The organism is Ensifer sp. LC11 (assembly GCF_001695835.1).
GTDB lineage: Bacteria > Pseudomonadota > Alphaproteobacteria > Rhizobiales > Rhizobiaceae > Ensifer.
Map to the genome: position 1 here is coordinate 139647 of NZ_MBSO01000067.1, position 13277 is coordinate 152923.

The 13277-nt window shown below is 62.5% G+C and carries 11 protein-coding genes; 2 read left to right on the plus strand and 9 right to left on the minus strand.

The genetic code is table 11. The annotated features are described in order from the left end of the window. Positions 1-7: 7 nt before the first annotated feature. The 5 genes from BBX50_RS27455 to BBX50_RS27475 all read right to left on the minus strand — a co-directional run bounded on the left by BBX50_RS27455 (position 8) and on the right by BBX50_RS27475 (position 6317). Complete coding sequence (locus BBX50_RS27455) at positions 8-769, minus strand: polysaccharide deacetylase family protein (protein ID WP_065778521.1); 762 nt, start codon at positions 767-769, stop codon at positions 8-10. Between the two features lies 1 nt (position 770). Then, positions 771-2060 (minus strand): O-antigen ligase, encoded by a 1290-nt coding sequence (locus BBX50_RS27460; RefSeq protein WP_244513234.1) that lies wholly within the window; start codon positions 2058-2060, stop codon positions 771-773. A 55-nt stretch (positions 2061-2115) separates the two neighbouring features. Further along, positions 2116-3732 carry a GumC family protein gene (locus BBX50_RS27465; RefSeq protein ID WP_065778447.1) on the minus strand — a complete coding sequence of 539 codons (1617 nt, stop codon included), beginning with the start codon at positions 3730-3732 and terminating at the stop codon, positions 2116-2118. Between the two features lie 127 nt (positions 3733-3859). Then, on the minus strand, positions 3860-4948 hold the full coding sequence (locus BBX50_RS27470) for a GNAT family N-acetyltransferase (RefSeq protein ID WP_244513233.1): 1089 nt from the start codon (positions 4946-4948) through the stop codon (positions 3860-3862). A gap of 49 nt (positions 4949-4997) precedes the next feature. Next, positions 4998-6317, minus strand: coding sequence for a lipopolysaccharide biosynthesis protein (locus BBX50_RS27475; protein ID WP_065778448.1), 1320 nt, complete (start codon positions 6315-6317; stop codon positions 4998-5000). A gap of 226 nt (positions 6318-6543) precedes the next feature. Between BBX50_RS27475 and BBX50_RS27480 the strand changes: the two genes are divergently transcribed. Beyond that, a complete protein-coding gene (locus BBX50_RS27480; protein WP_083213837.1) occupies positions 6544-7272 on the plus strand; it encodes a HemK/PrmC family methyltransferase in 729 nt (242 codons plus the stop codon). Then, positions 7269-8381 (plus strand): hypothetical protein, encoded by a 1113-nt coding sequence (locus tag BBX50_RS27485; RefSeq protein WP_065778449.1) that lies wholly within the window; start codon positions 7269-7271, stop codon positions 8379-8381. The genes BBX50_RS27480 and BBX50_RS27485 overlap by 4 nt, the downstream gene beginning before the upstream one ends. 24 nt (positions 8382-8405) lie before the next feature. Here the strand turns inward: BBX50_RS27485 and nadE are convergent, their stop codons facing one another. Genes nadE through asnB form a run of 4 tightly spaced genes read right to left on the minus strand, consistent with a single transcriptional unit; the run spans position 8406 to position 13206 of the window. Continuing rightward, positions 8406-9413 (minus strand): NAD(+) synthase, encoded by a 1008-nt coding sequence (nadE, locus tag BBX50_RS27490; protein WP_065778450.1) that lies wholly within the window; start codon positions 9411-9413, stop codon positions 8406-8408. Next, positions 9410-10957 carry an AMP-binding protein gene (locus tag BBX50_RS27495; RefSeq protein ID WP_065778451.1) on the minus strand — a complete coding sequence of 516 codons (1548 nt, stop codon included), beginning with the start codon at positions 10955-10957 and terminating at the stop codon, positions 9410-9412. The genes nadE and BBX50_RS27495 overlap by 4 nt, the downstream gene beginning before the upstream one ends. A gap of 21 nt (positions 10958-10978) precedes the next feature. Then, positions 10979-11245, minus strand: a complete 267-nt coding sequence (locus BBX50_RS27500) for an acyl carrier protein (protein ID WP_065778452.1) — start codon at positions 11243-11245, stop codon at positions 10979-10981. 23 nt (positions 11246-11268) lie between these two features. Continuing rightward, complete coding sequence (gene asnB, locus BBX50_RS27505; RefSeq protein ID WP_065778453.1) at positions 11269-13206, minus strand: asparagine synthase (glutamine-hydrolyzing); 1938 nt, start codon at positions 13204-13206, stop codon at positions 11269-11271. Positions 13207-13277: the final 71 nt, after the last annotated feature.

A 13277-nucleotide genomic window follows, 5' to 3' on the forward strand; every position in this document is an offset into this window, starting at 1 on the left:
CCCCCTCCTACCAACCGAGCCTGTCAAGCACCCGCTCGACCGGCAGGACGACGCAGCCCTTCGCCACCGCGTATTGCGCGAGGTGATCAAAGGTTTCCGGTGTGCAGCCATAAGACGTCGGCCGCGATGCGATGTCATGGGTGAAGAACACGAGCCAGCCGGGCCGCGCGACCACATCGTCGATCCATCCGGTCAGCGCTCGCGCCTCCGTTTCCGGTTGGCGGATCTCCACCGCCTTCAGCATCAGCGGGTCGACGGATGCGCGGTTGACGCTTTCGCCGGCCGCTCGACAGGTTCGATAACGCCGTCCCAGCTCCCGGCGCGAAAGCGGCCAGGCGGCATTGTAGGGAAAGGCGAAGTTGGTCGTGGCCGCATCGACGCCGCTGCGCCTCAGATAGTCGGCATTGCGGTCGAGATCCGCGGCAAGAGCCGCGCCGCTCATATCCCGGATCTTCCTGTGCGAATAGGTATGGCAGCCGATCTCGTGGCCGCGAGCGGCAAGATCGGCACAGCCCTGTGGCGAGATCAGCGTTCGATCGGGCTCGACCCGTCCGGCGAGCCCACCGGCAATATAGAACGTCCCGCGGGCACCATGGCGTTCCAGGATCGCCGCGCCGTTGTGAAGCGCGCTGTCTGGAACGTCGTCAAAGGTGAAGGAAACGAGGGGTACATCGGTCTTGACGTCGCGCGGTTTCGACGCGAAACGCCAGATCAGCCGGTTGGCGACACGATCCACAAGACCGTCAACCCGCGACAGAGCCTGAGAAATGTTAGGCATGCGCCACTATCCTTTGTCCAAGCTGGCGTGGTTCGGTTGCAAGCGCTGCCGAAGACTGCAGGCGCAAACCGCAAATCGCAAAAAGCAAGGCAAACCAAAGCACGTTCGGTCCATCGAAGAAGAAGGCCTCGAGGCTGGCGCTGTAGATCGCGTAGAGCCAGATTCTCAGGAACAGCCGCGTGAGGTCGCTGTGCTCCCGGGCCGGCGGAATGCGCGAGACATGATAGAGGGGCAGCACCACCAGCCAAAACAGCGTGAGCAGCAGCCCGGGGATGCCGATCACCAGAAGGGTCTCAAGATAGGAATTGTGGGCATGCGCCGCGCGAACCGCCCAGGTCTCGATATTGCCGCCGCTGAAGACCACTTCCTCGGTCTGCCAGAATGCCTTGAGGCCGCGTCCGATAAATGGCTGCTCGGCGATCACCGTGAAGGCGAAGCGCCAGACATCGGCGCGGTTCGTGAACGTCGCATCGATGCCGAGCGACGAGACAAATTCGCCGAGCGGCCGGAAGACGGCGGAGCCGACGGCAAACAGGTTGAACAGAGCCACGCCGCCAACAGCAATCGGGATGCGCAGCAGGCGCACGCGCTCGAAGAGCCACGCCAGCATCAGGATGCCTGGCAGCATCGCCGTCGACGTCTTGCCGCCCGTATGGATGAGGAAGAAGAAGGCGAGGCCGATGATCGTCAATCCGACAAGCTTCGACCATCTGTGCAAGACGAAGAGACCGAAGAAGGAGGCGAGCACCATGGCGACGGCCGCTTCGTTCTTATGGCGGAAGTGACCACGCCACAGCCCCGCATGCATCGGCTCAAGCACTTCGTTGGCCTGGTGAATGGACAGCAACGGCTTGAACAGAACGCCGTAGTAGGCAACGGCGAGCATCACCAGGGTAGAGACCGCAAGCATCTTGGCGAAATGGCGCTCGTTGGCCGGCAACAACAGATAGACGTTGGCGTTTACCGCCACCATCGTCGTCAGGATGATCGCTTTCACGCCGTTGCCGGGATGGGCTGAGACCAGGCAGACGAACAGAACCCACAGAAGCAAGACCGCGAGCAGCGCGCGCGGCTGCAGCAGCCCGCTTCGCATCGGATGCAGCAAACCATAACAGGAGGCGCCTGCGAACAGGAGGAGCGCGACGATCTGGTTCAGCCGGCTGGAATTATCACCACCGGGTTCCAGCAGACTTTCCTTGGTCAGGTCGACGAAGGAATGGAAGGGAATCCAGTAATAAATGGCAATGGCCAGAAACAGGAAGGTTCCTATGCGGATCCTCAAGGTTTCTTGGGAACTCGACGCTCTGCCGCTGACATCGGGCACGACGGCCGCCCTCTCACAAGGCCGAAGGCTGCGGACGACGGACGTATCTCCACAGACCAAGTGCGAGCGCAAGGGATATACCGAACATGAGCCCCAGTATGCCGCCGCCGGCGACGAGAACCACCGTACGCGGCGGCCAACTGCGCGCGTTCGGCGGCAGAGCGCGCGAGATCACGCGAACATTGGTCGTGTCGATCTGTTGGCGCTCGGTGATCTGCTGCGCGCGTGCGAGATGCGTCTCGTAGATGGCAGCCTTGGCGCGGGCATCGCGCTCGAGGTCGCGAAGCTGTACCTGGGCCTCGTTGTCGGAGAACACGTTCGACTTCTCGTCGCTCGCCTTGGCACGCAGGGCGGCAAAGGCTTGCTGCTCCCGATCCGTGTCTGCCTTGGCACGATCAAGAATCCGGCGCGCCTCGTCGGCCATTGCTCCTTCCAGCGTCGTTCGCTCGGACCGGGCATTGACGAGACGCGGGTGGCGCTCGCCATAGGTGCGCTGCATCGACGCGATCTGCTGCTGCAAAAGGTTATACTGCTCGCGCAGGTTCGTCATATTGACGGATTCGAATTCCGAAGCGCTCGCGGTCCGCCCCTGTGCAAGCGCATCGTTCATTTGCCTGTAGCGCGTCTCCGCCTGGATGAAGCGCTGCTGGGCGTCGAGAACCTGCGTATTCAACTCGGTCGAAAGCTGATTGCTGACGAGCTGGCCGTCATTGGTCGATTGCAGCCCATTCTTTCGGCGGAAGTCTTCGACGGCCCGTTCGGCCTCGGTGACATTGTGGCGCAACTCGTCAAGGCGGGCGTTGAGATTCTGCGCAACGCGACCTGCACTCTCGGCCGAGGACTGAAACAGCTCCTGCTCGAAGGCCGCGACGATCGCGTCGGACAGCGTGACGGCTTTCGCCGCCTCTTCGCTCCAGACCTTCATCACCACGACGAAGGACCGTTCCTCGCGCCGAGCCTCCACCCGCTCCGACAGGGCCCGCATCGCAGCAAGCTCGTCGCCGGTGCGCTGCTCGGCCTTCGTCGAGAAGAGGCTCTTCAGCGATCCGAAGGCCGAAGGTTTCACGAACTCCGGATCTTCGGCGAGGCGCAGCTGGGCGATCACGCGCGACAACACGTTGCGCGACGTCAGGATGCGCAGCTTGCTTTCCACCTCCAGCAATTGCGCGTCGCGCTGCGGATTGCTCGTGAAGACGTCATCGCTGACGACGTTAAGGTTGGAGGGGTCGACGACGATGTCGGTATAGACGGTATAGCGCGGTGTCGCCGTCATCGCATAAATGAACGCAGCCGCCACGCAGAGAACCACCGCAGCGATGATCCAGAGCAATCCGTCGCGTAGCCAGCTGATGATGTCGTCGATGCCGATCTTGTTAAGGTCGCTCAATCCGGGAGCGAAACTACCGCGGTGCGCGTGCATCGTTGGCGGTGCCGCATCGGGCTGGCGCTTGGAGGCTTTGGGGACGTCATCGGATTGCTTGCGGGCGGGCGCCGGCTCGTCAGCCGCGTGATCAGCGTCGTGGAGGTCGTGCGACAGCAGATCGAGCAACGAACCCTTCTCGACCAGCGCACGTTGGTCGCGCGCCGGCTGCCTGGGCCTCTGCTTTTCGGCCTCGTCCGGCCTATACATACGCATCCCTCACGCACGCCCATCTAGGCGCGAAGATCGTCGCCTCGCTGCGCCCCTCTAACGCAAAATTAAGGTTGTACGGTGAATATTCCGTTAAATGTCAAGGTGGTGACTTAACCGCCCAATCCTAGAAATCGGTCAGCAACCGGCTCCAGCTTTCCGACGCAAGTCCACCGACATAGATGTCATTGCGCAGCGCCGCGTCCTTGAGGTCGGCATGCTTGGTCACCATACAAAAATAGCCACGGTGATGGAAGGAAAGCCACCTTTGGCGCGAGATTGCGTTCATCAGGAAGGGTTGTGCGCTGCCGACGGCAAGCGCGTAGCCTTCGGCATCGAGCGCATGAAACATCTGTTGGGTGACGTCGAATTCGCGGCCCGCCTCGCAGACGATGTTGAGCACCGTCGCTGTTTCGCGGGCCTTGCCGAAGTAGAGATAGGCACCGATCACGCGCCCGCTTTCGTCGCAGACCTCCCGGCACAGAAGGTCACCGAGCGGCTTGTTTAGGCGTGCAACCGCCACCAGCCAGTCGAATTCGCCTCGGGACCAGATGGGCCTGACTGAAAAGCGTTGCAGCATGGGCTCGGCGAGATCCACAAAAGCCAGCGGATCGATGGGACGCGTTGTGCAACCGGCCGCGGCGGCCGGCTTGGTCTTGGGGCGACGGCGCCGCAAGATCCGGTCGAAGAGCGCAAGCGGTCCGACAATCGCGGTCGACCGGAGCATTCGCACCTGTCGGCCCACCGTCAGCGCCCAGGCCTTGAACGGTCGGAAGGAGCGCCGCCAGTCGAGGCTCTGTATCGGAAGCACGATGCCGCCGCCGGCAACCCAATGGTCCGCGCTCACTGGCGAGGAATTGTCTGAGAAGCACATATCCTGCCTTGCGGCCCGCATGGCGCGGGCCAGGCAGGCCGCGCCGACCGCACCGGCCTTGCCCTCGGACATGAAGGCACACAGGAGTTTGGCTACCGTCCGGCGGCCGTTGATCGTGAACTCCATCGGAAGCGCCAGTATGGCGCTGCCGATGCTGCCTGTCCCGTCGTCATAGACGATGCTACCGTTCTCGGGCGAATAGAGCGGGCTCCCGAAGAAGGTGGTCTCGATGTATTGCCGAAGCTCCTCGCTTGCCTCGTGCTCGCGTTTGCGAAAGATCCGGGTGAACATGCTGCTGACGGCGGGAATATCCCGTGGCTCCATAGCCCGTACATTGCCCATTCGGGGCATTTCCCGCCCAAGGGATCTTTCAGCCTGAATGTTGCCGATCTCAACCTTCATGGGCCATCCCCGTCGGCAATGGCGCATGGCCAGCCTGCGCCCTGCCACGTCGCACAAACCGCAAGAAAACGGTCCAGGAAACGATGACCATTGCGATTTCGATCGCGTAGAAGGAGATGAACGTTCCCATCGGCGGCGCATACCAGGTGGCCCAGGCCGTAAGCGCGGCGCCGAGAACGCTGCCGAGCCCCATCACCGACGCGCGTGCCTGGTGATGGCCGGAAGCTCCGAGCGCCTCCATCGCCACCGCCCACATGGCGATGGGCACCACGACCCAGCACAGGATGCGGACGAAAGAAACGAGAGAAACGTAATCCCTTCCGAAGAGATAGGGCAGCACCGGTGCCAGCACGAAGACAGCGATGGCCGCAGCGATGCTGATCGAAGTCGCGGCGAAGAGCACCTTGCGGACACGCTCGAACGCATGGTGCAGACCGGCTGCCGTCGCTCTTGCAGAACCCGGATAGATCAGCCGGTTCAGGGCTTCGACCGATAGGTAGCTGCTTTCCAGCATCCGGCGGGCAACCGAGTAGCTCGACATCACCTCAGCGCTTGCCACAAGGCTCAAGACCAGAAGGTCGGCGTTCTGCCTGACGGCGCGCAGGATGAACGGCACGCTGAAATAAAGCCCTTGCGGCAGTTCCTCCTGCACGATGCCATAGGTCGGACGCCCCAGCCCCTTGACCGCCCGCCAGCAGCCGAGCGCCACGAGCACATGGCATACGAACTGCCACACGGCCCAGGAAGCGACGGTCGCGACGCCAAAGACGGTGCAGGCGAGTGCGGCAGCAATCGTGCGTGCCACGGCGAAGCCGACGACCACCTTGTTTGCAGAGGCAAAATTGGAATGGGCGAGGAAGATCTGCTCGGCGAGCACGATGATCCGAACGAAAATCACGTTGGTGATGAGCATCAGCGTGATCACGGCGACGTTGGTCGCGGGATCGGGGGATAGCGTGAAGAAGAACGGCAGCACCACAGCGCCGAGCAAGAGCAGCAGCACGCCGCTGATTGCAGTCAGAATAACATTGTGGCCGAGCATGCGCGAATACATGCTGCGATCGCGCGCGACCCGACGCACCAGGCATTCCATTGCGCCAAGGCCGCACAGATGCACGGCGATGTTGGCGACGGCAGTAATCGCGACGAAAACACTGAATTCGTGCACGCCGAGCCAGCGCGCGAGGATCGCAAAGGTTAGAAGCTGAGCGGCAGATCCGATGACAAGGCTGCCGCCGGATGCAGCATAGGACAGGACCATCGACAGGAACGGTCTGTGCGCGCGCTCCTTCACACTTTCCGAAGCCATTCCGATCTGCCTTTGACACCAACTCGACATTGTCACGCAAAGCCGCATTCAATGTTAGCGAGTATTCGCCTTTGATCGCTGCGCACGGTAGCAGGCAATTGATGATTGCGCGGTTAACGCACGCGTCGCAATTGCATTTCAGCTTCCGTTTACCCGATTACAGTAGTGTCCAGGTCCTGCGCGTCCACAGATTTTTCCAGGACGACTCGATCCAGGACATGAGGGAATGGCCGTGCCGCAAAACGACAGTCATCCGAACGACCGACCTGCTGAAGGTCTGCCGGCTAATTTGCATCGGTTCATGGGGGTCGAGCTCGAACTGGCGCCCGATGTCTTGGTTCCACGGGAAGAAACGGAACTGCTCGGAAGAAAAGCGCTGGCGATCCTCAAGGATGGGCCACCTCAGGTCACGGTCATCGACATGTGCTGCGGCTCCGGCAATCTCGCACTCGGTCTCGCAAACGAAATGCCGTCCGCCCGTGTCTGGGGCGCCGACCTGACCGACAGCACCGTCGCACTCGCCCGCCGCAACGTCGACCGGCTTGCTCTCGGCGCGCGCGTTTCGATCCGGCAAGGCGACCTTTTTGCCGCGCTTGAAGGTGATAGCCTCGAAGGCATTGTCGACATGGTGGTCTGCAACCCGCCCTATATCTCCACCGGCCGGCTGGAAGGCGACCGGGCTCACCTGCTCGAAAGTGAGCCGCGCGAAGCCTTCGATGGCGGCCCCTACGGCATTTCCATCCATCAACGGTTGATCCGGGATGCCGCCGCCTTCCTGAAACCGGGTGGCTGGCTGCTGTTCGAGTTCGGCGAAGGCCAGGACCGGCAGGCGGCGGCACTTCTCTCCAGGACGAAGATCTATGAACCTGTAAGCTTCGCCGTCGACCACGACGGCAAGCCTCGGGTTGCCATCGTCAGGAAAATCGGGGCAGAGGCCGGAGATCGCGCCAGATGAGCGAAATCCGTTCGCTTGAAAGTGCGGACATTTCGGCCGTCGCCGGAATGTTCCAGCGGGTGTTCCGTGACGATCGGGCCGCTCCGCCGGCGCTCGTCACCTATATGCGCCAGCTCTATCTCGATGCGCCGGGCTGCGATCCAGAGATCCGCCCTCTCGTGCATGTGAACGACCACGGCCGCATCACCGGCTTCGTGGGGGTCAATGCCCTGCCGATGACATTGAATGGCAAGCGTCTGCGCGCCGCGATCTGCGGTTCACTGATGGTCGAAGACCGCGAGACCGATCCTTTGGCCGGGGCGCGCATCCTGAAGGCCTTTCTCGCCGGTCCGCAAGATCTCTCCTTCAGCGAGACTGCAAGCGAGGTCTCGACGCAGATGTGGTCGAGGCTGCGCGGCGCTGTGCTGCCGCAATACAGTCTCGACTGGGTGCGCGTCATCCGACCCGCGACCTTCAGCCTGAGTGTCGCCGCCAACCGCATCAAGCCCGCCCGGCTCGCAGCTCCCTTCGCACGCGCGCTCGACAATTTCTATCGCAAACGAATGAGCCATGGCGAGCAACGTTGGTCCGCCCTGCCCGAAGCGGGCGTGGCGCCAGCCGGCTTCACGGCAAAGGAAACCGACCGCAACGGCTTTGCGGCCGTCGTTGACCAGTTTACCGCGCAGTTTCCCCTCCGCCCCGAATGGAACGACGGACAACTCGATCACGTCCTCGCCGACGCGGAGCGAAAGCCTGATCAGGGCGAGCTTGCCTATGGGTTGGTTACCGCGCGCACCGGCGCCGTCGTGGGTGCGTTCGCCTACTATGCCAAGGCAGGCGAAATCGGGAGGGTGTTGCAAATCCTGGCTCTGCCGGGACAGGCCGGCCCGGTCATCGACTGCCTGATCGATCAGGCGTCGAAGCGGGGTCTTGCAGGCCTGCGCGGTCGTACGCAGCCGGCTCTGCTTGAAGCCATGCTCGGACGGCGCATCGCTTTCGTACACGTCGCCTCAACCGTCGTACACTCCCGTGACCAGGCGGTTGTTCAAGCCTGCCGCGATGGGCAGGGCTTCTTCAACGGCATTGCCGGAGAGCACTGGAGCCGCCTGATCGGCGGGAGCTTCGATTAAGGGCTGCGTCAGTCCTCCGAGGCTTCAACCACCAACTTCCTCTACCGGCCGCACGAGCTGCGGCCCGAGATGCAGGTAGCGCGTCGCCTTGCGCTTGGCGGCGATATCGACCCAGACCCTTTCAACCTGAACAGGTGTCAGACCCGCGGCTTTCGCGACAGCATCGATCTCGATGCCGTTGTTGAGACCATAGAGGCAGAGGTCCATACGGTCGTAAGGCAGAGAGAAATAGAACTCCTCCTGCGTCTGCTCGAGCGAATAGGTGTCGGTCGTCGGCGCGCGCCGGCAAACTTCTTCGGGAACGCCGAGATAGGCGGCAAGCGCATAGACCTGCGACTTGTAGAGATGGGCGATCGGCTTGACGTCGGCGGCGCCATCCCCGTTCTTGACGAAAAACCCCTGGTCATACTCCAGCCGGTTCGGCGTGCCGAGCACGGCAAAGTTCAGCCGGTCGGCGTGATAGTATTCGACCTGCTTGCGGGTCCGCTGCTTCATGTTGGTGGCGGCAACGATGCCGAGATAGACCGACGGCGGCATGCGATGTTTCGCCTGCTTGCCATCCGGGCTTTGCACCACGAGCGACGAGATGTTGTAGCCCTCTCCCTCAAGCGCATTGGCAATCACGATCTTCGAGGCCCATCCGTCGCCATAGTCCGGCACCAGCTCGCGGATGAAGGCATCGCGGCGCTCGTAGCAGCCCATGGCTTTCAGGGCCGGACCGATGTCTTCGACGATCGCTTCGACGCCGAACGTCTCGGCGACCAGCCGGCCAAAACGAAGGCTTTCCGGATCGGAATCATTTTCCGGCATGAACAGGCAGAACACATTCTTGGCGCCGACAGCACGCACGGCAAGTGCCACCGAAACGCTCGAGTCGATGCCGCCGGAAAGCCCAAGCACCAGGCCGCGCTTCTTCATGCCTCGCAGCTGCTCGCGCAGACCCGCAACGATGCGGTCGGTCTCGGCGGCATGATCAATCGTCAGGGTTTCGGCGGAGAACGGACGTGTGTTCTCTAACGTTCGGATGTTCATTGTGCAGGCTCCATCGTCTCGGCCGCAAGCCTGCGGCTGACCTTACCCGTATCCGTCTTCGGAAGCTCGGTGCGAAACTCGACAATCTTCGGCACCATGAAGTCTTCGAGATGCCGAGTGCAGTGTCGAATGATATCCTTGTCGGTCAAGCCGAGGTCGGAGCGCACCACCAGTGCCGCGATCGCATGGCCGAGCACCGGATCGGCAACGCCGACGACCACAGCCTCTGCAATGCCGGGGTGCGCATGCAGCACGGTCTCGACTTCCTTTGGCGCGACCTTCTCGCCACGCGTCTTGATGATGTCGTCCTTGCGGCCGACGAAGTAGAGGAACCCCTCCTCGTCGGTCTGGAAGAGGTCGCCGGTGTAAAGCACCTTTTCCCAGGGGTTCGGTCCTGGCCGCAGCATGCGCTCGGTCGCGGCATCGTTGCGCCAGTAGCCCCGCATCACGTGCGGCCCACGGATGACGAGCTCGCCGGCAACGCCCGGCGGCACACGCTTGCCCTCGTCGTCGACGACGAAGGCTTCGGTGTTCGGTATGGCGATCCCCACGGATCCCGGCCGGAGATCGAGTTCCTCCGGCGGCAGATAGGTGCAGCGCTTGCACTCCGTCAGGCCGTACATCGAATAGAGCCTGGCGCCCGGGAAAAGCTCGCGCAGGCGGGCGATGTGCGGCGGTGGCAGGGCGGCGGCGGTATTGGAGAGATAGCGCAGGCTCGGCAGGAAACCCGGCTCCAGGTCACGCATCTGCAGGATCATCGCGGCCATCGTCGGCACCAGCGGAAAGCCGGTCACGCCTTCCTCGCGGATACGCTCGAAGATTGCATGCGGAAACGCGAAGGATTTTTCAAGCACCAGCGTCGCGCCGAGCCGGATCGCCATCAGCAATTGATAGAGGCCGTAGTCGAAGGCGAGCGGCAGCACGTTGAGAATGATATCGTCGGGCTCGTTGCGCAGATAGGTGGTGATCGACTCCGATGCCGCATCGATGTTGCGATGGGTCATCATCACACCCTTCGGCCGGCCGGTCGAACCCGAGGTGTAGATCAGCATGGCCAGGTCGACATCGATGCCGCCATGGGGCACGGGCGCCGCTTCGTCCGATAGCAAGGCGTCGAACGCGCCGGCGCCAGCCGGCGTCTGGCCGTTGGGCGCCGCCGTCGAGGCAACGAAGATATCCGCCTTGCCGCTCTGTGCCTGCGCGTCCGTTACCACCGGCATCAGCTTGGCCTGGGTCAGGATCGCCGCCGCTTCGCAGTCGGTCATGATATAGGCGAGCTTGTCCGCCTTGGTCGAGGCGTTGATCGGGCTGAAGGTGGCGCCGGCCTTCAAAATGGCGAAGATCGAGATCGCCGCTTCCCAGCAATTGTCCATGAAGACGAGGACGCGGTCGTTGCGCTTGACGCCAGCATTCACCAATGCGGCGGCCAAGCGGCTCGACAGGTCGTTGACCTCGCCGTAGTTGAGGCGCCTGCGATCGGTGATCAGCGCCGTCTTGGCCGCATGCCTTGCGGCATTGCCGATAAGGAATTGCTCGAACCGCATGGACGCCCCCTCGCGTCTTCGCTAGGCCGTGACCGGCGCGCCGACTTTCGTCTCGATAAAGGCCGAGATGCGCGCGAGTGAATCGAGGTTCGCCGGCACGATATCGGAATCAGCCATGGCGATGCCGAACCTGTCTTCGATGAAGGCGACGAGTTCGAGGACTCCGGTGGAGTCGATGATATCGTTCTCGATCAGCGATGCCGTCTCGGCGAGATCATAGGACGTATCGCCGAACAGGAAGTTTTCGATGACAAAGGCCCTGACACTGTCCTTGATCGTTTCCGTCATATCTTTTCCTTTCCCAATGGGTTTCAAGCCGCCTCGGCGGCGCGGGTTCTGGTGCCGGCGAAAGTCTGCAGCCAAAGCTGTGTCGACAGGATACCGACGAAGGCGGCGTTGTCCCGAAAGCCGGTGACCGGTTGCGCCTGGCATTTTTCGTAGAGCTTCGTCACGGCCTTGGGATTAAACAGGCCGCTGTCGCCGATGCGTGCCTCGCTCATGGCATCGCGGACGTAATCGAGTTCGCCGATACCGGTGAACGAATGGCTGTCGGGGGCGCGGTAAGGCTGCTTGGTGCGCCGGCCGATGGACGATGGCAGCAAGTCCTTCGTCGCCTCGCGCAGGATATGTTTTTCCACCAACCCCTTGAGCTTCATTTCCGGCGGCAGGCGCGTCGCGAACTCGACGAGACGGTGGTCGAGGAACGGGAAGCGCCCCTCGATCCCATGCGCCATCGCCATGCGATCGCCCTGGCTGGAGAGGATGTAACCGGGCAAGAGGAAGCGGCTTTCGAGATATTGCGCCTGGTGCAACGGATGCCAGCGACCGAAGGCAGCGGGAAGCCTGCTCACCAGATCCTCGGCCGCATCGTAGTCTTTCACCGTGGCGCGCAGGTCGGCGGAGAAGAAGATCTTGGTCGCCGCCGTGCTCTTGAACCGCGGGCGATGCGAGAACAGTGGATCGTCAAGCGGCACATCGCCGGCGCCGAAGAAGGCTGCAAGATATTCTGCTGACTGCTGCTGCAGGCCCGGCAGGTACGGATAAAGCTTGCGGAACAGGTGCGGGCGGATGCGGGAGCCGGGCTGCCGACCGCAGAAACGGCGTACCCGAGCCTCCTTGAAGATATCATAGCCGGCAAAGACCTCGTCGGCGCCCTCGCCGGTCAACACGACCTTCAATCCCTGTTCCCTGACGAGACCGGAAAGCTGATAGAGCGGCGCCGGCGCCGTGCGGATAATGGGCCGCTCGGTGAAGCGGATAACCTCCGGAAACGCCTTGGCAATGTCGCCCGCACGACAGGCGACGGCCGTGTGGTGCGTGCCGAGTGCCGTCGCCATCTCCGTCTGGAAGGCGCTTTCATCGTGCTCGGCGCTATCGAACGTCACCGAGAATGTGCGCAGACCCTGCGGCGCCATCCCGGCGGCAAGGGCCGAGACGATGGACGAGTCGAGCCCGCCGGAAAGATAGGAGCCAACCGGAACGTCGGCGCGCATACGGATGCGGGTTGCATCCGTCAGAAGGGCGCGCAGCTCTTCGGCAGCGCTCCGCTCGTCTGCAAACAAGGGTTGCGCGGCATGGTCCGGGTAGTCGAGCTGCCAATAGGGGCGGATCGACAGCTTGCCCCTTTCGGCAATCATGAGATGGGCCGGTTCGAGCTCGAAAATCTCGCGAAAACCTGTCCGCGGTGCGATCGGGGCCCAGAGCGTAAAGATCTGATCGAGCGCGACAGGGTCGAGCTCGGCGGAAACGCCGGGCACCTGAAGCAGCGCCTTGATTTCGGAGGCGAAGTAGAGCGTCCCGCCATGGGTCGTGTAGAACAGGGGGCGCACGCCCATGCGGTCACGCGCCAGCATCATTCGCTGGCGCCGCCGATCCCAGATCGCAAAGGAAAAATCGCCATTGAGAGCGGACAGGCAATCCTCGCCCATCACGTCGTAGAGATGTAGAATGACCTCGGTGTCGCTGGACGTGCGGAACCGCCGCCCCTTGGCCCGCAGTTCCTCCCGCAGTTCGACATAGTTGAAGATCTCGCCGTTGAAGGCAATCGTCAGGTCGCCCGCATCATCCGACATCGGTTGCTGGCCATCACCCAGACCGACAATCGACAGGCGCGCATGGCCGAAGCCAGCCTCGGGCGCAACGAAAATGCCATGCTCATCCGGCCCGCGATGCGCAATCGCAGCGGTCATCCTCCTGAGGAGCGTCTCTGCCTCCGGGACTGACCCGAAATAGCCGCCGTAACCGCACATGCTCAGATACTTTCACACCGGTCGATCACCGCCAGACCATAGCCCGCATGAAGGAATCATGGGTTAATCTC

Coding starts and splice junctions, on each gene's coding strand:
- BBX50_RS27465 (WP_065778447.1), bottom strand. CDS start 3,732: ATGTATAGGCCGGACGAGGCCGAAAAGCAGAGGCCCAGGCAGCCGGCG.
- BBX50_RS27470 (WP_244513233.1), bottom strand. CDS start 4,948: ATGGGCAATGTACGGGCTATGGAGCCACGGGATATTCCCGCCGTCAGC.
- BBX50_RS27475 (WP_065778448.1), bottom strand. CDS start 6,317: ATGGCTTCGGAAAGTGTGAAGGAGCGCGCGCACAGACCGTTCCTGTCG.
- BBX50_RS27480 (WP_083213837.1), top strand. CDS start 6,544: ATGGCCGTGCCGCAAAACGACAGTCATCCGAACGACCGACCTGCTGAA.
- BBX50_RS27485 (WP_065778449.1), top strand. CDS start 7,269: ATGAGCGAAATCCGTTCGCTTGAAAGTGCGGACATTTCGGCCGTCGCC.
- nadE (WP_065778450.1), bottom strand. CDS start 9,413: ATGAACATCCGAACGTTAGAGAACACACGTCCGTTCTCCGCCGAAACC.
- BBX50_RS27495 (WP_065778451.1), bottom strand. CDS start 10,957: ATGCGGTTCGAGCAATTCCTTATCGGCAATGCCGCAAGGCATGCGGCC.
- BBX50_RS27500 (WP_065778452.1), bottom strand. CDS start 11,245: ATGACGGAAACGATCAAGGACAGTGTCAGGGCCTTTGTCATCGAAAAC.
- asnB (WP_065778453.1), bottom strand. CDS start 13,206: ATGTGCGGTTACGGCGGCTATTTCGGGTCAGTCCCGGAGGCAGAGACG.